Genomic DNA, 19,739 nt, shown 5'->3' on the forward strand with positions numbered 1-19,739 from the left:
TTGCACGATGAAATGACAAACGAAGAGACTGACGACCCAAACCGACGCTCCCCCTTCAACGCCATCCGCGCGATCGACTACACCGTCATTTTCGTGCGCGACATGGCGGCGATGCGCCGCTTCTACGAAGACGTCCTCGCCTTCCCGCTGCTGCGCGAGCTGTCACCGAACTGGATCGAATACGGCTTGGGCGGCAACACGCTGGCCTTGGCGAGGCCGAGCCGGACTGCCTCCGATGCGCCGATCCCGGCGGGCAGCGCCTCGCTGCAACTGGCCTTCAAGGTCTCCGCCGCCGAAGTCGATCAATGCGCCGATGAACTCCTGCGGCAAGGCGTGGCGCTGCTGTCGCCGCCGACGGACCAGTCGTTCGGCCATCGCACGCTGTTCTTCCGCGATCCCGACGGCAATCTGCTCGAGGTGTACGCGGAGATCTGAGCGCACTACCGATGACGCCGAGCAAGTGGCCCGCTATGCGAGCTTGCGCGCCGCTGCGGTTGCCTTGTCGCCGGTGTTCGGCGTCCCGGTCGGCTCGATCAGCAGAAGATGAACCTCCTCGCGGGCTACCGGGCGATGTTCGACGCCTTTGGGCACGACGTAGAGTTCGCCCGGACCGAGGGTCACCGTCCGATCCCGCAGTTCGATGTCCAGATTGCCTTTGAGGACGAGAAAGAAATCGTCAGTGTCGTCGTGCTTGTGCCAGGTGAACTCGCCCTTCACCTTCACCACCATCACGTCGCAATCGTTGAAGGTCGTGACCGTGCGCGGCGACCAATAGTCCTGAAAAGTCGCGAGCTTGTCGGCAAGCGATATGCTATTTGTCATGTTTCACCCGTTGCTCTCTGGTGGGGCACGATTTGGGATTGCGAGGCGGGCGCGACAACACCGTCATTGCGGGGCGATCTTGCTGCCGTCGCGTATGCGGAGATCTCGGGTGCAACCGGCTATTTGACGCTCCCGGTCAGCATGGCCTGCGCCCAATCGGGGCGGTTGTTGGCGAGCGCGCGCGCCGATGCGGCGTCCCAATCATATTCGAGCGCCAGGAGTTCGACCTGCCAGCGCTTGTTTCGCTTCGCGAGTATCGCGTAGCGGGCGTGAGGCGAGCGGTGTTCGAGTCTTGCGGCGATGGGAAGGTCCGCGAAGACCGGGCAGCCAACGCTTCCCGGATTGAGGACCAGACGGTCGCCGGGACCCTGAACGACCGCCTGCCGGTGGCTATGACCGCACAGCACCACGCGCGCTGCCAGTTCGCTCGCGAGGCGTGCCTCCAGAACGTCCCGGCGCGCCGGCACAAAACGGCCGTCGTCGAGCGATTCCTCCAGCAGGCACGTCGTGTCGTTCTCGGGCGTGCCATGGCAGGCCAGGATTCCGTCGTCCAGCCGCAACTGGGTGGGCAGGCCGTGCAGCGCGCGACGCTGCTCCGCTGTCAATGCGTTGCGGGCGAACAGGCCTGCCGGGGAGAGCTTGTCGTCCGGAAACTCCTCGATCCAGCGGTCATGGTTTCCGCGCACGGTCGGCAACGACAGCGCTTGCAGCGCTTCGAAGGTCTCTTTCGGCCACAACGGGCTGGTGACGCAATCGCCGAGGTTCACAATCCGATCGACGGCGCGCGCCTTGATGTCGGCCAGCACGGCCTCCAACGCAGCAAGGTTGCCGTGGATATCGGAAATGACTGCCAATCGCATCGTTGTGCTCTCCATCCCTTAGGGTCCGATCTCGGCTCAGTCGCCGCCAGATCCGGTTGCGCCGATGTTAATCAAGGTGGCCGCAAGAATCCGCTGCAACCTTCGGGCGCGGTGCTTTCCCTCAAGCCATGCAACATAGGCATGGCGATTTGCCGGCGCTTGGCGTAAAGAGCGCCCAGATCAAATCGCCAGCGTGCGGCCGGGCCGTTCGCCGCGCATGCAGCTCAGGTTCGCCGGATCACCGTTCCGCGCCTGAATCAACCAAGGTTCTCCATCTCGTGTCCCTTCCGGCCCTGACCCCGCCGCTCGCCCGCGCTTTGGCCGAGCGGAACTATGATTCACTGACCCCCGTCCAGCTCGCCGTGCTCGCTCACGAAGCCAGCGGCCGTGACCTTCTGGTGTCGGCCCAGACCGGCTCCGGCAAGACTGTCGCCTACGGATTGGCCATCGCGAAGAATCTTCTTGATGACGCCGAGCAGTTCGGGCCCGCGGCAGCGCCGCTCGCCCTGATCGTGGCGCCGACCCGCGAGCTTGCACTTCAGGTTCAGCGCGAGCTGGCCTGGCTCTACGGGCATGCCGCCGGGCGCGTCGTCTCCTGTGTCGGCGGCATGGATCCGCGGCGCGAGCAGCGCGAACTGGCGGCAGGCGCTCACATCGTCGTCGGCACGCCCGGCCGGCTCTGCGATCATTTGCGGCGTGGCCGTCTCGACATCTCCGAACTCGCCGCCGTCGTGCTCGACGAGGCCGACGAGATGCTCAATCTCGGCTTTCGCGAGGACATGGAATTCATTCTCGAGACCACGCCGGAGACGCGCCGCACGCTGCTGTTCTCGGCGACGTTTCCGCGCGGCATCGTCGCGCTGGCGAGGCAATACCAGCGCGACGCCTTCCGGATCGAGGTCGCCGGTGACGAAGGCGGTCACGCCGATATCGAGTATCGCGCGATCCGCATCGCGCCCGCCGACGTCGAGCACGCCGTCGTCAACGTGCTGCGCTTCTACGAGGCGCCGAGCGCGCTGGTGTTCTGCAGCACGCGCGATGCCGTCAGGCATTTGCAGGCGGCGCTGCTGGAGCGCGGCTTTTCGGTCGTCGCTCTCTCCGGCGAATTGACGCAGAACGAGCGCACCCTGGCGCTCCAGTCGCTGCGCGACGGGCGCGCCCGCGTCTGCGTCGCCACCGACGTCGCCGCCCGCGGCATCGATCTGCCGAGCCTCGACCTCGTCATTCATGCCGATCTGCCCAACGACGCCGAGGTGATGCAGCATCGCTCGGGCCGCACGGGGCGCGCGGGCCGCAAGGGCACCAGCGTGCTGCTCGTCCCGCCGGCGCGCCGCCGCCGCGCGGAGCTGCTGCTCAATGTGTCCGGCATCGATGCGGCCTGGGGCACCGCGCCGCAGGCGGAGGAAATCCGCAAGCTCGATCACGCGCGCATGAAGGCCGTTCTGTTCACCGAGGAGACGACGGCCGACGATCTGGTGCTGGCGCAGGCGCTGCTGGCCGAGCGCTCGGCGGAGGACATCGCCGCCGCGCTGGCGCGGCTTTACCGTGCGCGGCTGCCATCTCCCGAGGACATCATCGATCCCGGCGAGCGAGGCAGCCGGACGCGCGATGATCGCGGTCGCGACAAATCTCAAGGCGCGGATGGCGAGGATCGCCCAGCGCGGCTCCGACCGAAGTCTGGTAAAGCATCGTCGAAACACGGCATGGCGGAAGGCAGCGTCTGGTTCCGCGCCGCCATCGGACGACGCAAGAATGCGGAGGCGCGCTGGCTGCTGCCGATGATCTGCCGCCGCGGCGGCATCGACAAGCGCGACATCGGCGCCATCAAGATCATGGACACCACCACCGAGTTCGAGATTTCCGAGCGGGCGGCGGAGTCGTTCGCCGCCAAGATCAAGCGTCCGGACAAGGAAGACAGCATCCGCATCGAGCGGATGGCGGAGGCGCCGCGCCGGCCGGAAGCTTCGGAGGAGCGCTCTCACGCGCCCCGGCGCGAGGCCGGCGATCATCGTGAACGGCGCGACGATCACCCGCGCGAGGCAGCTGGATTCAAGCCTCGCAGCAAACCTCACGGCGATCGCGCGCCGAAATTCGCCGATGCTCCTTCCTTCGGAAACAAGAAGCACAAGAGCCGGCCGGGCCACGCAGAGCCGTCGGTCACGCCGTGGCCCGCGAAGGGCGCGCCGGGAAAGAAGGCCAAGAAGAAGCGGCGAGGTTGATCGGTCACCGATCAACCCGGACTGCAATGATGACGCCGGATTGCACCGGCGACACCATCTGAAAAGGCAGGTGTGGGCTCAGCGGCCTCCGCCGCCACCACCACCTCCGCCTCCGCCACCACCGCCGGCATCACGCATCGACGAGCTGTAGCGGGGATCGGTCTGCTTCATGTAGATCGGCGAGGTATCGCGATGGATGACGGTGGTGGGTTTTCTGCCCACGTTGGGTGTCTCGATCAGGAAGCCGCAGCCTTCGAAGAAGGCGGTGTCGCAGCCATAGGTCCGGTACTGCGTCGCGGTGGCGCTGGTCGCGGTGAACGCGGCCGTCCCAACGCATGCAATCAGGGCAACTTTCGTCAATGTGAGCGTCATGGATATTCTCCAGCCTCGGTTCGCGAGACCGGAAGGGCTCGCACACACACTCTCTCGACGGAGGCTGATCTGACTCGGTTCGAGGAGGCGGTTTCACGCCCGAGTGAGCCGGGGGCGGGATGTTACGTCGCAGCGAGGTCGCGCAACATATAGGTCGCGCCTTCTCCGTAGCAGGCCAGCTTCGCATGCAGCGTCGCATCCGCCGCCACGGCACGGAAGCCGAGACGTTCCCACAGCGGCCGCGTGGCGTAGACCGAGACCAGTGCGAGCGTCGCGATGCCGGAGGCGCGCGCCAGCTCCGCGATCCCGGTCACATAGGCGCGCGCAAAGCCGCCGCGCCGATCCGGCAGCACGGCGATATCGTGCACGTAGAGACAGTCTGCATCTTCGGGGAGTCGTTCGAGGAAGCGATCGAGCGGCGGGATCTGATGCTGCTTCCAGGGATGCGCGAGCCCGTAGCCGGCGATCTCGTCGCCGGCGACAAGCACGCGGCATCCGTCGGGATAGAGCCGCATCTTCTCCGCGAATACCTCGGGGCGTTCCGGAAGATCAGGATGGATCCGCGCCGCGATGGCACTGATCGCGGGCAGATCGGATGGGTGCACGGGGCGCCAGTGCGGCTTGTTCATGTCTCTTCGTCGTTCCGTCTCGGTTGGTCCAGTTTATTCCGCTGCGTTGGCGCGCGCAGCGAAAAATATCTTTCTGCGATCCGAGGAATACGAGGCCGCGTGCGGCGTCCTACCCATGCAAGCCAATTGCATGACAGGAGACATCATGACGTCCTCGATCCGCCTCGCGCTCGCGCTGGCAATATCGCTCGCGATCGTTCCCGCCGCCTTTGCCACCCCGCCGACCAAGACCGGCAAGACCGACAAGGGCAACGTGCTCACCGATGCCAAGGGCATGACGCTCTATACTTTCGACAAGGATGCGGACGGCAAGTCGTCCTGCAACGGTCCATGTGCGACGAACTGGCCGGTGCTGAAGGCCGAGGCGGGCGACGCCGCCGGCGACGGCTACACCATCATCACGCGCGACGACGGCTCGAAGCAGTGGGCCTACAAGGGCAAGCCGCTCTACACTTTCGCCAAGGACCAGAAGCCCGGCGACATCACCGGCGACGGCTTCTTGAACGGTGCCTGGCATCTGGCGACGCCGTAACGGCGCTCTGCGCAAACACGGTGCGTCGGCCGTTGCACGCGACAGCCGGCGCGCTGCCGTGCCGTTATCTCGGATATTCGAGCTGCATCGCGACGAAGTCGGCCGTGCGCGGCCCGTAGCGCGCATCGATGGATTGCAGCGTCTGGTCCAGCGCTCGCGCCGGCGGCAGGTTGACGGCGGCCGGCGGCGTCTGCTTGGCCGGCCAGTCGGCCGCGATCCTGTCCGGCAGGATGCGGAGGCCGCTGCGGCTCGTCCGTGCCTCTGCCGTGGCGGCGAAGGTGAGCGCGTGCGAGCGATAGGTGCGCGACCACGCATCGGCGATCAGCGCAAGCGACACCTCGTCGATATCAGGCGTCAGCGCGATGCCGAGTTGCTCGCGGTTCCAGAATGCGAGCGTGTTGGCGATCGCCGTCAGTGCAAAGGGGCGTGTGAACTGGAAGGCTTCGCTGCGGTGGCGCGCATCCCATTCCGCAAGTCCGATGTCGCGGGCGACCGCTTGCGCCTTGGCGCGGCCGGCAATGGCCTCGACCAGGGTCAGGGCCATCGGCATGGACGCCGTGATGCCGGTCGTCGTCGCGACGCCGCGGTCGACCACCAGCCTGCGGTCCGCGACATAGCGGATCGCGGGATGCTTTTGCAGGTCGCGCACGGAATACCAGTGCGTGGTGGCCCGGCGGCCGTCAAGCAGCCCGGTATTGGCAACGACCATGGCGCCGACGCAGACGCCGATGACGATCGCGCCCTTGCCGGCCTGGTCTTTGATCCACTGCAGGGCCACGGCATCGTCTTCGCGGCTCATCGCCGGCACGATGACGTAGTCGGCGCCGTCGGGATGCGCAGCGTCGAACTCGGCGATCGTCGCGTGCGGCTGCACTTTCAATGCGGGATAGAGCGCGACGGGTCCGGGCTGCGTCCCCAAGGTGAGGACGTCGGCGACATCGGCGCGCGCGAGGATGCCGTACGGCATCAGATAGTCGGTGGTCTCGCTCATCTCGTTGATACCGACGATGGCGATCAGGGGACGTTTGCGCTTTGGTGGCTTCAACGCCGCAAGCGTCGCCTCGGTCTCGTCCTTGGATATCGCAGGCGCGGTCCCCTGAACCGGCGAGCCAGGCAGCAGGAACAGCCAGGTTCCACCGATCGCCGCCAGCAGTGCCACGCAGCCGACGCCACACAACGCCAGAATGCGCCATATCATGATGGTGTCACCCGATCCTCGTTGCTTCACGCGAGGCGGAAGCTAACCGCTGGCAACGACATCAGGAATGACGCAGATCCGGCAAAAACGGCCATCCGCGCGTTGGTTCGTCGCGCGGCGGACGGCGGAGACTATCTCAGCCCCTCATACACCATCAGCCCGCGTGCGATCTGCAATTTGCGGATGGTGCGCGGCAGGAGTTTCTCCGGCTGGTGCAGATAGCGCCAGGAGGTGAGGGTGAAGGCGGAGAGCGAGCCGCATTCGTCGTCGAACGGCGCGAGCACGCCTGTCACGCTCACCGGCGTGTGCGGGCGGGCGTTGAAGGGGAGCAGCAGCAGTTCGAGATGCGCCTTGCTGCCGTCCTCGCGCACCGCGGTGACGCCGGCAATCGCGCCGAGCGTCTCGTCGGCGACGATTGTCGTGATCTCCTCGATCTCGCTGCGGCTCGCATCGGCGAACAGCGCCGCAAAGCTCTGGTCCTTGAGGTCTGTTCCTGCGAGCGCGCAGACGCGCGTGCCGGCGACGCGAAACGGGAAGCCGAGGTTCGGCTCGCAGGACAGCACGAAGATGTCGCCGAGCAGGCCGCGGACCGCAGCCGGATCGATGTCGGCCCGGTCAGGGGCTCGCGCAGTGCCGCGCTTCTTGTTCCAATACGCGAAGAACGCGCGGCTCGACGGATGTTTCATGTCTGAACGCTAACCCCCGGGCGCGACCTCACGGGACAAACCTGTCCCGCTTCAGTGCACCCGCGATCCCTTCTCTTGTTGTGCAGGAGGGGATTTGCAGCGTCCATGCCGCAGCGGCGTTTTCGGCCCTGTTGTGCCTGCCTTTGCGTCGTTAACGTTAAATTAACTATGCGCTTTGTGCCGGCCGCCTGCCTGTTATGGTGACCGCGGTCGCAAGCCTCGCCGCTTTCTCCAGGTTCTCGGCAAGGCCTGTACACAGGGCGTCAAACAGTTTGGTCACGGGCCGCGGGGAGGGGTGGGGATACTCCTTGTCTCTCCGGCCACCGGAAGACCGACACGGACAGGCAGGGCTTTCCCAGGGCCCTGCCTTTTCCTTTTTCACAGTATCTCTCGTGCCCCGGACGCAGCGCAGCACTTCTTCAAGTGATGCGCTATAGAGCCGGGGCCCATGCAGCAGCGAGTGTCTGGCGCTTCTGGATTCCGGCTCTGCGGCGCGTCACTTCGTGCCGCACCTTGTCCGGGACACGAAAGCGGTTCGGGCCGGTGAAGTCTCCATGTCCCGGACGCGCTGCAGCGCGTAGCGTTGCTGCGCAGAGCCGGGACCCAGTCAGCCTGCCAGCGAGTTCAGCTCCTCCGTGAGGTCGCGCCAGTCGGGATTGAGATCTTCGATTAGTTTGAGCTTCCACGCGCGCCGCCATCGCTTCAGCGAATGCTCGCGCGCCCGTGCTTCGAGAATTGACTCATAGGTCTCGAAATAGACGAGCAGAGTGATCCCATACTGTTTCGTGAACCCGGGCACGAGCTTGGCCTTGTGTGCGGCCATTCGGCGGGCGAGATCGTTGGTGACGCCGACATACAGCGTGCCGTTTCGTCTGCTCGCAAGGATGTAAACAAAGAAGGCGGTTTGCATCGGCGAAGTCCGGGAGTGGAACTATCTAAAATTGCATGGTTCGAGCTTGCGGCCAACTGGGTCCCGGATCTGCGGCGCGTCACGTCGTGCCGCGCCTTGTCCGGGACACGGGACCTTGGCGGAGCGGTTTGGTGCCCCGGACGCAGCGCAGCACTTCTTCAGTGATGCGCTGCAGAGCCGGGGCCCAGCGGCCGTCCGGATCGCAGCCGGACATCTCGCGCCTTTTCCGTTTGTGCACTTGCGCAGGGACGGCAAAGGCGACTATCTCCAAGCCTACCGCTCCGATCGCGCCTGAAAGCGAAGCTGCCTTGGATTCCCCGCAAGATTCGTCACCGGACGTGCCTGCCGTCGTCGAGGAGGCTCCGCGGGAGCCGATCCTGACGCTGCCCGCGGCGCTGACCGCCTATATCCTGCTTTTGGCGGTGATCCATCTGCGGGTGTTGCTGCCGCCGGAGCTCGAGAACTGGACCATCGACGTGTTCGGCTTCATCCCGAAGCGCTACGATTCCTCGCTGCTCAATCTGCAGATCCCGGGCGGGGCGGGTGCGAAGGTCTGGACTTTCGTCACCTATTCGCTGCTGCACGCCAATCTGACCCATCTCGGCTTCAACGTGCTGTGGCTGCTGCCGTTCGGCAGCGCGCTGGCGCGGCGCTTCGGCGCGGTCAGGTTCTTCGTCTTCCTGGCGGTGACGGCGGCGGCCGGCGCGCTGGCCCATCTCATCACCCATGAGCATGCGGTGGCGCCGATGATCGGCGCCTCGGCCTCGGTGTCGGGTGCGATGGCAGCCGCAATCCGCTTCGCCTTCGTCCGCGGCAGCTTCCTGTCGTTCAGCCGTTCGGACGCCGATACCGCCGCAAAAGTTCCGGCGCTGCCGCTGTCGCGCGCGCTGCGCGACGGACGGGTGATCGGTTTCCTCAGCGTTTGGTTCGGCGTCAACATCATCTTCGGCGTCGGCGCGATCGGGATCGATTCCGAGACCACGAGCGTCGCCTGGCAGGCGCATATCGGCGGCTTCTTTGCCGGTCTGCTGCTGTTCGCCCTGTTCGATCCCGTGCCGCGCGTTCGAGGCGATGCTGCGGATGCGTCATCACAGGACATTTCAAACCGTATTTGAAGCGGCGCTTGCGGCGCGGCCCGAATTCATCCATCATCCCCGAGAACAATGTTTCGAAGCCGCAAGCTGCTAGCGGCGACGCTTCGCAACGCGCCTGAGCGTGAAACCGGCGCCAAAACTGTTAGTTGAAGACTCGAAGAACAAGTTCGGATCGCCTCGAGGGCGGACGGCTCCGATTCAGGGAGGCTGCAATGACGGTACGTTCCATTCTGAACACCAAGGGGCACCAGATCGTGAGCGTCGAGCCCGACGCCAAGCTGGCCGCCACGATCAAGCTGCTCGCTGAGAAGAAGATCGGCGCGGTGCTGGTGATGAACCAGAGCCGACTCGAGGGCATCCTGTCGGAGCGCGACATTGTGCGCGTGCTGGGCGAGCGCGGCGCCGGCGTGCTGGAGGCGCCGGTCTCGGACGTCATGACCCGCAAGGTCGTGACCTGCAAGGAGACCGACACCGTGGCCGAGCTGATGGAGATGATGACGTCGGGCAAGTTCCGCCATTTGCCCGTGATCGACAACGGCAAGGTGGTCGGCCTGATCTCGATCGGCGACATCGTCAAGCGCCGGGTCCAGGAATACGAGTCGGAGCAGGAAGCCCTGCGCGACTACATCAAGACGGCCTGACCGCCCTCACAACCGGCCTCATTCCTGTGCTTTCGGCGCGGTGCCCTCGGGCGCCGGCGCCAGCACATGGATGGCCTCCTGGATCGAATCCAGCGCGCGCTCGGCTGCACGGGTGCCGAAGGCGATGAGCTCATCGGCGCGGTGGAAGTCGAACCAGCCGATCTGGCCGACCCGTGGCGTGATCAGCATGTCAGGCGGATCGCCGGCGAGGCGGGCGCGGGTGATGCGGTCCTGCATGATGTTGAAGGCATCGACCATCACCGAGGAGATGCCGGGCCGCCCGCCGCCGCCGAAGAACTCGCGCTTCACGGTTTTCTCCGGCGAGAACAACCGCGGAAAGCGCCGCTTGACCGTCGTCTCCCCGGCCTCGGGCGCCACCGTCGCCGGCATCGCGCCGTGCGAATAGATCGTCGTGGAATGGGTGAAGATGTCGCTGGAAAGATTTGCGGCGATGACGATTTCGGCGCCGAGCGCCCGGGCGGCCGAAACCGGTACCGGATTGACCAGCGCGCCGTCGACCAGCCAGCGGTCGCCGATCAGCACCGGCGCGAAGATGCCCGGCAGCGCATAGGAGGCGCGCATCGCGTTGACCACGCGGCCGCGTGTCAGCCAGATCTCGTGGCCGGTGCGGACCTCGGTCGCCACGGCCGCGAACTTGATCGGAAGGTCCTCGATCTGGGTTTGGCCGCAGGCCTCCTCGAGCCGGATTGCGAGCTTCTCGCCGCCGATCAGGCCGGAGCCGTTGAGGCGGATGTCGAGATAGCCGAGGATGTTGCGCATGCCTTGCAGGCTGCGGCCCCATTCTTCCAGCGTGTCGAGCTGGCCGGCCGCATAGAGGCCGCCGACCACGGCGCCGATCGAGGTGCCGACCACGACGTCAGGCACGATGCCGTTGGCGAGCAGGGTCCTGATGATGCCGATATGGGCAAAGCCGCGCGCCGCGCCGCCGCCGAGGGCGAGGCCGATGACCGGCCGGCGGATGCTGCCGAGTCCCACCTTCTCGCCATTGGAGCCCCGACCCTTCAATCTGTCCAGCACCGAAACCCTCCTAACGCCGAGGCCAGCCCGTATCACCAGACTAGGCACCGCTGTTGCGCTCCGCCAGATCAGGGGTGAAGCATGGTTTATGCCGCTTTGCGAAGGGCACGGGGCAGGAGTATGGCGAGGGATGGTTGGCTCCGGGGCAATCACGTAAGCGTCAATCGGGTTCCATCGATCGCGCGCGGGGCCGTATTTCCTGGGGTTTCAGAGGCTTGAATTTGCCGCGTTTTCGGTGAAAAGCAGGGAGTATGACACGCGGGGGTGACGGCATCATCGGATGGCGGCGCAGCGGCAGGCTGCTGCCGGCGCTGATCCTTGCGGCGTGCCTCGTTACCTCAGGCCAAACTGCTGCGCAGGCGCAGCTTTTCTCCGATCGTCCGCCGCCGGTGCCGCCGGCATCGGTGCCCGACCCCGGCGGCGCCGTCAGCCTGGCGCCGCCCTCCGGCCCTGGCGCGGGGCCCCCAAGCCTGCCGCCGACGCTGATGCAGCCCGCGACGCCCAGCATGCCGCCGCCCGCGGTCACGACCGTGCCACCGGCCGCCCCGCTGAACGCGGCCGTGCCGGGGCAGGGCGTGCTGTCGCTGACGGCGAAATACGGCAAGGACTCTCCGCCCATCACCAGCGGCCTGGTCTGGCGCGTGTTCGCCGACCGTCCCGACGAGAACGGCACCTTCAAGCTGATCCGCGAGGACCGCAACGCCACGCCAAACATCGTGCTGCCGCCCGGCAATTACGTCGTACATGTTGCCTTCGGCCTCGTCAGCGCGGTGCGCACCGTCGCCCTGAAGGCGGAGACGGACCGCGAATCCTTCGTGCTGCCGGCGGGCGGCCTGCGCATCGAGGGCCGCGTCGGCACCAGTCGCATTCCGCAGAACCAGATCTCGTTCGCGATCTACAAGGGCAGCCAGTTCGAATCCGGCGAGCGCGCATCGCTGGTGCCGAACGTCGCCGCCGGTGACGTCGTGCTGATTCCGGAGGGCACCTACTACATCGTCTCCAACTACGGCGACGCCAATTCGGTGGTGCGCTCGGACATCCGCGTCCAGGCCGGCAAGCTCACCGACGTCACCATCACCCACCGTGCCGCCGTCATCACCCTCAAGCTGGTCAGCGACAGGGGCGGCGAGGCGCTCGCCAACACCGCCTGGTCGGTGCTGACCCCTGGCGGCGACGTCATCAAGGAATCGATCGGCGCCTTCCCGCGCGTCGTGCTCTCCGAAGGCGAATACCGCGCCATCGCCAAGAACGAGGGCAAGGTCTACGAGCGCGGTTTCAACGTCGTCAACGGCGTCGACGGCGAAGTCGAAGTCGTCGCGCGCTGAAGCATGATTCGGAAAAGTGCGCAGCGCTTTCCGAAAAGATCATGCTTGAACAACAACCTGAAGCGCGATGACGATTCACCCTGATCGCATCGCGCTTCTGAAGCGGCGCTGCGTGCAGCCTGACTTGACGCACCGCACGATCGTTCTCATCCAGCGCACGGACGTGCATCTCTTGTTACCGCCAGATCGGTCCCGGGGTGCCGGAAGCAACGCTCTTCGCCGCCGCACCCCGTGTTTTTGACCAAATGGCCGCTTGGGGACGGAGGAAACACCGCTGACCACGGCTTATTCCCGCACCGCGGCTTCGTCACACTCCGGCGCACGATACGAGTTTCCGATCATCTATTTTATTCTCTTTCCACCGCACTGGGTTATATGTCGGTCATCCATCTAATGGGGGTAGCCGGAGCAGGCCTGTGCGTCTGCGAGACCGGCAAGGAGCAGGGACCAAGCCCGTCGGCATGTTCGAAGTGATCCTTACCAGGCGCAAGCGGTTTGGCTGGCGATGGCAGGTGTGCGACCAGTCCGGCAAGATATTTGCCGATGGCTTCGAGCGCACCCGGCCGTCTGCCAAATATCAAGGCGAGCGCGCGTTGTTCTTTCTGTTGTCGCAGGCCTATCTGCGCAACCGCTCCGCCGCGTCCAGCGAGGACTAGCGGCGCCAACGGGCAACAGGCTCACCAGACGTCGACGACCAGCTTGCCCTTTGCTGCGTGATTGCGGATCAGCGCATAGGCGTCGCCGACATTCTCCAGCGTAAAATGCCTGGCATCGAGCAGCGGCACCAACTTGCCCGCCTCCACCAGGCGCGTCGCTTCCATCATGATCTCCCCATGATGCGCGCGCCCTTCGCCCGACAGCAGCGGCAGCAGCGTGAACACGCCGGAATAGGTTGCGGCGCGGAACGACAGCGGCGCAAGCGCGTGCGTCCCCCAGCCGAGCGCACTCACCACATGGCCGAAGCGGCGCACCGCTTCAAAGGAGGCGTCGAGCACCTTGCCGCCGACGGTGTCGTAGACGACGTCGAAGCCGCGGCCGCCGGTATGCTGCGCAACATAGGTTTCGACTGGCGTGTTGCGGTCGATGAACATGGCGCCAAAACCTTCGATCGTGGCGCGCTGCGCCGCCGAGCCGGTTGCGAACACGTTCGCTCCGAAGGCGCGTGCGATCTGGATCGCGACATGGCCGACGCCGCCGGCGCCGCCATGAATCAACACCTTCTGGCCGGCCCCCAGCGACGCGCGGTCGATCAGGCCTTCCCAGGCCGTGATGAAGATCAGGGGCAGGGCTGCCGCTTCCCGCATGGCGAGATTGGCGGGCTTCGGTGCCAGCAGGTCGGCATCGACAGCGGCGAATTCGGCCAGCGATCCCTGCACGCCGCCGACGCCTCCGGTCATGCCATAGACTTCATCGCCCGGCTTGAACCGCGTCACCTCGTGTCCGGCCTGCTCGACCACGCCGGCGAGATCGATGCCGGGAATTGCAGGCAGCGGATGCCGCGCATGCGGCGCCGTGCCGGCATGGATCTTGGTGTCGAGCGGATTGACCCCGCTCGCGCACACCCGGACCAGCACCTCGCGCGGGCCGATTCCGGGCGTGGAGATGGTCGAGAGCCGCAGCGGCGCGTTGTGCGCCTCCAGCACGGCTGCACGCATTGTCGATCGTTCGGTCATGATCGTTCCGCTCCATTGTCGCCCTCCTATATGCCCATGAATTTTTGCATGAAAAGCAACGACGATGTACGATCAACGTGCATTATTGCATGAGGGTTTCCGATGGACTGGAGCGATCTGCGCATCTTCCTGGCGATCGCGCGCGAAGGCACGCTCGGGGCTGCCGCGCGAAAGATCGGCCAGACCCAGCCGACCATGGGCCGGCGGCTTCGCGCGCTCGAACAGGCGTTGGGGCAGACGCTGTTCCAGCGCACCGCCGACGGCTTCGTCCTCACGGACGAGGGCACCGCCGTGCTGCGCCATGCCGAGCGGATTGAGGAGGAAGCGCTCGCCCTTCAACGTCACGCCTCCGGCGCGGAGACGCAGCTCGATGGCCTCTTGCGCCTGTCGTCGTCGGACTGGTTCGGGACGGTGATGCTCGCGCCGGTGATCGCCGCCTTCGGCAAGCGTCATCCGAGGGTGACCGTCGAACTCCTGACCGATGCGCGCCTCTACAGCCTGCCGCGCCGCGAAGCCGATCTCGTCTTCCGCATTAAGCCGTTCAGCGAGCCGGAGATTATTTCCAGGAAGCTGCTGCACATTCCTTACGCGCTCTATGGCAAGAAGGGCAGCAAGCCGCCGCGCGCCGGCGACGGGCGTGGCGTCCGCGTCGTGACCATGAACGTCGAATTCGCCGACATGCCCGATGCGGCCTGGCTGAAACGCGCGCTGCCCAACGCGGAAGTGGCTTCGCGCAGCAACAACAGGCAGGCGCAGGCCGAGCTCTGCGCGAGCGGCGGCGGATTGGCGGTGCTGCCGCGCCCGCTCGGCGACCGCGACCGTCGCCTCGTCGCGCTTGACATCGGTACGTCGCCGCCCGGTCGCGATACCTTCGTCGGCTATCACCGCGACCTCAAGCGCCTGGCTCGCCTGCGCGCGCTGCTGGACCTGGTGATCGAGCGGTTGGCGGGCACGCACCCGTAGCAGCCCGGATGGAGCCAACGCCGGGGCTACCAGACCTTGCGTTTCCCGTCGGGCAAAACACCCAAGCCATCGGTCAAGACGTCTCGCCGAAAATATTCCGCTTTACCGAAATTCGGAAACGGCGTATGTGTCGCCGCAACCCGGCCCATGGAAGAGGGGCGTATCGCGATCGTCACGAACGCGGGCCGGGCGGCGGTGGACGCAGATGGCGTTGGCGCGAACGGGCTTGCAGGGCGGGCAACCGTGAGCAGGGTCGTCGCGCATACGACCGGTGCCATCAGCGTACGGCAAAATCGTGTGGTCCTGGCGCCCGGGGTCTGTGCGCCAAGTCTTGCGGTGGCGTTGCGGCCCGACCGGGTTCGCACCGTCAGTCATTCGCAAGGCGACGGGGGCAATAGTGCATCGCTCCCCGGGGAGATCACGACATAAGCCGTTCCAACCACTGCGCAGGGAAGGCCGGGATGTCCCCGGTTGCCCTGTTACCCGCTATGCATCGAAGCGCACGCAGTTTGCGTCCGGCATGGCGGTCCACGGGAGCCAACCGGCTCCCGGCCTTCCCTGCGCCCTCTCCATTTGAGGGTGAGACATCGACGCAAAGCTCGGGTGGAATGAGCCGCGAGGATGCACAGCTGTGTCTGCAATTGAACTGCGAATTGGAGGGCGGCCTGCCACCCACACACTCCGTCATTGCGAGCGCAGCGAAGCAATCCAGATTCTTTCCGCGGAGGGACTCTGGATTGCTTCGCTGCGCTCGCAATGACGGCGTGAGACAGTGCATCCCAACATCGATCTCGTGCCCCGGACGCAGCGCGAAGCGGTGCGCTGCAGAGCCGGGGCCCATGCAACAGCGCGTTGCGGCATTGCGCCGCGTCCGGGACACGAGAGCATCGCCTTTGCACAACTGTCATAGTCTCTAACGCCCACTAACCAACGCCTGACTTAAAACTGTCATAATCGCCGAATGGAACCCGCGCCTGCGCGCTTTTTACACGTCGTTAAGCGCGTCTGCATTGGATGCGCCGGCAAAGTGCGTTGGGGACTGCCATGAATGCCGCGAAGAGGGTGTCGGGAAAACCGGCCACCGAAATGTTTGACGACATCCCGGTGCTTCAGCGCAAATGGCATGCGGCATTGAAGCCGGGCGAGCGGCTGCCGCGCTATGAGGACGTGATGCTCGGCAGCCTCGGACGGCTCGCCGATCACATCGCGCTGCTGAAGAACGACGGTGCGCTCGAACTGTCGCGCAGCGGACGCTACGTGCAGAAATGGCTCGGCGAGGAAGCCTGGGACATTCCCGTCGCCGAGCTGTCGCCCGATTGTGCCACGGCGCTGTCGGAAGCCGCGGCGAGCGCGCTTGCGACCGGACGGCCGCACCGGGGCAGAGCGCATTGCGTGCGCGACGGCATGGTCAGGACCTACGACGTGCTGGCGCTGCCGACGTCCTCGCGCTGGGGCGCGACGCTGGTCGGCGCCTATGTCAACGAGCGCGGCGCGCAATACAATCTCCTCGACGCGATCTTTTCCTCGACCGACGATGCGGTGGTCTCCCTCGTGATGCTGCGCGATGCGGGCGGCAAGCCGTTCGATCTTCAGGTCGTGCATCACAACAAGAGCGCGGGCGCGCTGCTGAAGGTTGCGAGCGGAAGCCTGTTGTGGCGGCGGATCGGCGAGGGCGGCACGCTGCTGGCCTTGCCCGAGGTGATGGAATTCCTGTTCAAGGCCGTTCTGAGCGGCCGCGGCGAGCACTTCGAGATCGAGAGCGAGGCACGCTACCTCAGGCTCAGCGCCACCGCCTTCGCCGACGTGGTTTCGCTGACGATCTCCGATGTCACCGCGCTGAAGCGGCGCGACGCCTCGTTCCGCCTGCTGTTCGACAACAATCCGATGCCGATGTGGGTGTTCGACGCGCAGACCAAGGCGTTCCTCAGCGTCAACGACGCCGCGGTCCAGCATTACGGCTACAGCCGCGCCACCTTCCTGCGCATGAAGCTGCACGAGATCTGGCCGGAGGACGAGTGGGACAGCCACGCCGAGGCACTGGAGCGCCTCGGCGACGCCTACCACTCCTCGCGCAACTGGCGGCATCTGCGCGCCGACGGCAGCGAGATCGAGGTGCTCACCTTCGGCCGCCGCGTCGCCTTCGACGACCGCGACGGCTACCTGGTGGCGGTGGTCGACATCACCGAGCGGCGCAAGGCCGAGGCCCGCATCGCCCATATGGCGCACCATGACGGGCTCACCGACCTGCCGAACCGCGAGTTCTTCCAGGAGCGGCTGAAGCAGGCGCTGGACCAGGCCGATGGAAAACGGGTCGGCGTGCTCTACATGGATCTCGACCTGTTCAAGAACATCAACGATTCCTTCGGTCATCCGGTGGGCGATCGCCTGCTGAAGCAGGTCGCCGAGCGCCTGACCACCGCGGTCCGCGGCGCCAATCTCGCGGCGCGGCTCGGCGGTGACGAGTTCGCCGTCATCTTGGCCGCCGACGTCTCGCCGAACGAGGCCAGCGCCTGCGCGTCCTTGCTGATCGATATGGTGAAGGCACCTTATGATCTCGACGGGCAGGAGATGGTGATCGGCGCCAGCATCGGCATCGCGCTGTCGCCGGGCGACGGCACGACGCCGGAAGAGTTGATGCGCAATGCCGACATGGCGTTGTACCGGGCGAAGTCCGATGGCGGTGGCGTGCACCGCTTCTTCGAGCGCGAGATGGACCTCCAGGCGCAGAGGCGCCGTGACATGGAGCTCGACCTGCGTCGTGCGTTCGCCAATGGCGAGTTCGAGCTGCACTATCAGCCGCTGGTGTCGATCGCCTCCGACCGCATCTCCGGCTTCGAGTCGCTGCTGCGCTGGCATCACCCCGACAAGGGCATGATCTCGCCGGCGGAGTTCATCCCTGTTGCCGAGGACATCGGCCTCATCATCCAGCTCGGCGAGTGGGTGCTGCGCGAAGCCTGCGCCGAGGCGGTCAAATGGCCAGCCGACGTCAAGGTCGCGGTCAATCTGTCGCCGGCGCAATTCCGCAGCCGCAACCTGGTTCAGGTGGTGATTTCGGCCTTGGCGCAGTCCGGCCTGTCGCCGAAGCGGCTCGAGCTCGAAATCACCGAGTCGATCTTTCTGGCCGAGACCGAGGCCAATCTCGCGACCCTGCATCAGTTGCGCGAGCTCGGCGTCGGCATTTCCATGGACGATTTCGGCACTGGCTATTCCAGCCTGAGCTATCTCCGCAGCTTTCCCTTCGACAAGATCAAGATCGACCGCTCCTTCGTCAAGGATCTGGCGCAGCGGCCCGACTGCGGCGCGATCGTGCGCGCCATCTCCGGGCTCGGCCGCAGCCTCAACATCACCACGACCGCGGAGGGCGTGGAGACTGAAGATCAGCTCGACTGGCTGCGCGCCGAAGGCTGCAACGAGGTGCAGGGATTCCTGTTCAGTGCCGCGCGGCCCGCGGCTGAGATCGGAAAGCTCCTCGCCGATTTCGGTGAGCGCACCTCACGGGCGGCGTAGTGCGGGCGGGTAGCAGTCGTAGACAAGCGCCTTGAACGCGGGTGTGATGCGGCCGCGCTCGTTCTGGGTCTGTTGCATCATGAGGTAGACCATGTCGAGCTTGGGATCGACGCCGAAATAGGTGCCGCTCCCGGAGTCCCATTTCAGTTCGCCAAGCGAGCCCGGCGGCGGCGGTTTCGCGTTGCCGGGATCGGTCCGCACCGCAAGGCCGTAGCCATAGCCGAAGCCGTCGCCCGGGAAATAGAAATAGTCGCGTGCGACGCCGGAGCCCGGTCCGATGTGATCGGTCGTCATGGCCTTGAACGCGGCCGGGCTGAGATAGCGCCTGCCCGCGAACTCGCCGCCGTTGAGCAGCATCTGCGAGAAGCGTTGATAGTCGGTGATGGTCGAGAGCAGGCCGCCGCCGCCGGATTGCCATTCGGGATGGGCGAGGCGCTCGCGTTCGCCGGCAAGCAGGATGAAGTCGTTCGGCAGCGGCCGCGCCATCCGCGCAAGCTCGTCCTCGGTCGCGAGCACGAATTTGGTGCTGTTCATGCCGAGCGGGTCGAAGATGCGCTGTTTCAGGAATTGATACAGCGTCTGGCCCGAGACGATCTCAATGATGCTGCCGAGCACGTCGGTGGAATGGCCGTAGCGCCACAGCGTTCCAGGCTGCCGTGCCAGCGGCAGCCTAGCGATCCGGTCGGCGAACTCCCTGTTGTTGAAAGGACCTTCGAAGATGTCGGCCGCCTTGTAAGCATGCTCGACCCATTCGGCTCCGATATAGTCGTAGCTGATACCCGAGGTGTGCCGCAGCAGATCCTCGATATTGACGGGACGGACCGGGGCCACGAAGTCAAGTTCCAGCTCGCCGTGCGGATCGGTGGTCTGGAGGCCCACCTTGGTCTTGGCAAAGAGGGGGACGTATTTGGACACGGGATCGGTGAGCGCAAGCTTGCCCTCGTCGATCAGCATCATCGCGCCAAGGCACGTGATCGGCTTGGTCATGGAGTGGATGGAGAAGATCGTGTCCGGCGTCATGGCGAGGCCGGTCCTGGTGTCGCGCACGCCGAAGGTCTTCAGATAGACCGGCTTGCCGTGCTGCTGGACCAGGATCACCGCGCCCGGCAGCCGGCCGCTCGTCACCTCGTTGTCGAAAAACGCCGTGATGCGATCGAGCCCCTCGGATGAGGGAGCGGGAATATCGGCAGCACGGCTTCGCGCCATCGCACCGGCGAGCATCGCGGCCCCGACAAGAAATTCACGCCGTCGCATCCGGGCTTCCTCCCCC

Annotated in this window: 19 protein-coding genes; 9 read left to right on the top strand and 10 right to left on the bottom strand. The window is 65.6% G+C overall.

Translation table 11 applies throughout. From position 1 onward, the window contains the following. Positions 1-12 precede the first annotated feature (12 nt). Positions 13-435 carry a VOC family protein gene (locus AC1RQP_RS27665; RefSeq protein ID WP_239624632.1) on the top strand — a complete coding sequence of 141 codons (423 nt, stop codon included), beginning with the start codon at positions 13-15 and terminating at the stop codon, positions 433-435. 33 nt (positions 436-468) lie between these two features. Here AC1RQP_RS27665 and AC1RQP_RS27670 read toward each other — a convergent pair whose 3' ends face one another. Both AC1RQP_RS27670 and AC1RQP_RS27675 read right to left on the bottom strand, forming a co-directional pair. Beyond that, positions 469-822, bottom strand: a complete 354-nt coding sequence (locus AC1RQP_RS27670; RefSeq protein WP_239624631.1) for a cupin domain-containing protein — start codon at positions 820-822, stop codon at positions 469-471. Positions 823-941: 119 nt separating this feature from the next. Further along, positions 942-1,682 (bottom strand): metallophosphoesterase family protein, encoded by a 741-nt coding sequence (locus AC1RQP_RS27675; protein WP_492939621.1) that lies wholly within the window; start codon positions 1,680-1,682, stop codon positions 942-944. A 278-nt stretch (positions 1,683-1,960) separates the two neighbouring features. On the opposite strand from AC1RQP_RS27675, the gene AC1RQP_RS27680 reads away from it, so the two are divergent. After that, complete coding sequence (locus tag AC1RQP_RS27680) at positions 1,961-3,901, top strand: DEAD/DEAH box helicase (RefSeq protein WP_492939623.1); 1,941 nt, start codon at positions 1,961-1,963, stop codon at positions 3,899-3,901. A 78-nt stretch (positions 3,902-3,979) separates the two neighbouring features. On the opposite strand, the gene AC1RQP_RS27685 is transcribed toward AC1RQP_RS27680, so the two are convergent. Together AC1RQP_RS27685 and AC1RQP_RS27690 are read right to left on the bottom strand one after the other, a co-directional pair. Then, the gene (locus tag AC1RQP_RS27685) at positions 3,980-4,273 is read right to left on the bottom strand and encodes a hypothetical protein (RefSeq protein ID WP_492939625.1); all 294 of its coding nucleotides are present in this window, start codon (positions 4,271-4,273) and stop codon (positions 3,980-3,982) included. Positions 4,274-4,395: 122 nt separating this feature from the next. Then, the gene (locus AC1RQP_RS27690) at positions 4,396-4,902 is read right to left on the bottom strand and encodes a GNAT family N-acetyltransferase (RefSeq protein WP_492939627.1); all 507 of its coding nucleotides are present in this window, start codon (positions 4,900-4,902) and stop codon (positions 4,396-4,398) included. A gap of 145 nt (positions 4,903-5,047) precedes the next feature. Between AC1RQP_RS27690 and AC1RQP_RS27695 the strand changes: the two genes are divergently transcribed. Beyond that, on the top strand, positions 5,048-5,434 hold the full coding sequence (locus AC1RQP_RS27695; RefSeq protein WP_492939629.1) for a COG4315 family predicted lipoprotein: 387 nt from the start codon (positions 5,048-5,050) through the stop codon (positions 5,432-5,434). 64 nt (positions 5,435-5,498) lie between these two features. On the opposite strand, the gene AC1RQP_RS27700 is transcribed toward AC1RQP_RS27695, so the two are convergent. The 3 genes from AC1RQP_RS27700 to AC1RQP_RS27710 form a co-directional block, all read right to left on the bottom strand. Next, on the bottom strand, positions 5,499-6,632 hold the full coding sequence (locus AC1RQP_RS27700; RefSeq protein WP_492939631.1) for a DJ-1/PfpI family protein: 1,134 nt from the start codon (positions 6,630-6,632) through the stop codon (positions 5,499-5,501). A gap of 131 nt (positions 6,633-6,763) precedes the next feature. After that, on the bottom strand, positions 6,764-7,318 hold the full coding sequence (locus AC1RQP_RS27705; protein WP_492939633.1) for a PAS domain-containing protein: 555 nt from the start codon (positions 7,316-7,318) through the stop codon (positions 6,764-6,766). 607 nt (positions 7,319-7,925) lie between these two features. Continuing rightward, on the bottom strand, positions 7,926-8,228 hold the full coding sequence (locus AC1RQP_RS27710) for a GIY-YIG nuclease family protein (RefSeq protein WP_492939635.1): 303 nt from the start codon (positions 8,226-8,228) through the stop codon (positions 7,926-7,928). A 308-nt stretch (positions 8,229-8,536) separates the two neighbouring features. Here AC1RQP_RS27710 and AC1RQP_RS27715 point away from each other — a divergent pair, with 308 nt between their 5' ends. Both AC1RQP_RS27715 and AC1RQP_RS27720 read left to right on the top strand, forming a co-directional pair. Beyond that, the gene (locus AC1RQP_RS27715; RefSeq protein ID WP_028181142.1) at positions 8,537-9,343 is read left to right on the top strand and encodes a rhomboid family intramembrane serine protease; all 807 of its coding nucleotides are present in this window, start codon (positions 8,537-8,539) and stop codon (positions 9,341-9,343) included. 191 nt (positions 9,344-9,534) lie between these two features. Next, positions 9,535-9,963, top strand: a complete 429-nt coding sequence (locus AC1RQP_RS27720; RefSeq protein ID WP_454646227.1) for a CBS domain-containing protein — start codon at positions 9,535-9,537, stop codon at positions 9,961-9,963. An 18-nt stretch (positions 9,964-9,981) separates the two neighbouring features. Here AC1RQP_RS27720 and AC1RQP_RS27725 read toward each other — a convergent pair whose 3' ends face one another. Next, the gene (locus AC1RQP_RS27725; RefSeq protein ID WP_239624613.1) at positions 9,982-11,001 is read right to left on the bottom strand and encodes a patatin-like phospholipase family protein; all 1,020 of its coding nucleotides are present in this window, start codon (positions 10,999-11,001) and stop codon (positions 9,982-9,984) included. 251 nt (positions 11,002-11,252) lie between these two features. Here AC1RQP_RS27725 and AC1RQP_RS27730 point away from each other — a divergent pair, with 251 nt between their 5' ends. Continuing rightward, positions 11,253-12,326: an RgsD C-terminal domain-containing protein gene (locus AC1RQP_RS27730; RefSeq protein WP_492939638.1), complete on the top strand. Its 1,074-nt coding sequence runs from the start codon at positions 11,253-11,255 to the stop codon at positions 12,324-12,326. Positions 12,327-12,742: 416 nt separating this feature from the next. Continuing rightward, entirely contained in the window at positions 12,743-12,982 is a 240-nt protein-coding gene (locus AC1RQP_RS27735) for a hypothetical protein (RefSeq protein ID WP_239624609.1), read from the top strand. A gap of 21 nt (positions 12,983-13,003) precedes the next feature. Here AC1RQP_RS27735 and AC1RQP_RS27740 read toward each other — a convergent pair whose 3' ends face one another. Continuing rightward, positions 13,004-13,999 (bottom strand): zinc-dependent alcohol dehydrogenase family protein, encoded by a 996-nt coding sequence (locus AC1RQP_RS27740; protein WP_492939640.1) that lies wholly within the window; start codon positions 13,997-13,999, stop codon positions 13,004-13,006. Positions 14,000-14,101: 102 nt separating this feature from the next. Between AC1RQP_RS27740 and AC1RQP_RS27745 the strand changes: the two genes are divergently transcribed. Both AC1RQP_RS27745 and AC1RQP_RS27750 read left to right on the top strand, forming a co-directional pair. Further along, positions 14,102-14,962: a LysR family transcriptional regulator gene (locus AC1RQP_RS27745; protein WP_239624605.1), complete on the top strand. Its 861-nt coding sequence runs from the start codon at positions 14,102-14,104 to the stop codon at positions 14,960-14,962. Positions 14,963-16,006: 1,044 nt separating this feature from the next. After that, complete coding sequence (locus AC1RQP_RS27750; protein ID WP_492939642.1) at positions 16,007-18,469, top strand: putative bifunctional diguanylate cyclase/phosphodiesterase; 2,463 nt, start codon at positions 16,007-16,009, stop codon at positions 18,467-18,469. On the opposite strand, the gene AC1RQP_RS27755 is transcribed toward AC1RQP_RS27750, so the two are convergent. Beyond that, on the bottom strand, positions 18,455-19,723 hold the full coding sequence (locus tag AC1RQP_RS27755) for a serine hydrolase domain-containing protein (RefSeq protein WP_492939644.1): 1,269 nt from the start codon (positions 19,721-19,723) through the stop codon (positions 18,455-18,457). The genes AC1RQP_RS27750 and AC1RQP_RS27755 overlap by 15 nt on opposite strands. Between the last annotated feature and the right edge of the window lie 16 nt (positions 19,724-19,739).

This window comes from Bradyrhizobium sp. GW821-FHT13H06, from assembly GCF_058803975.1.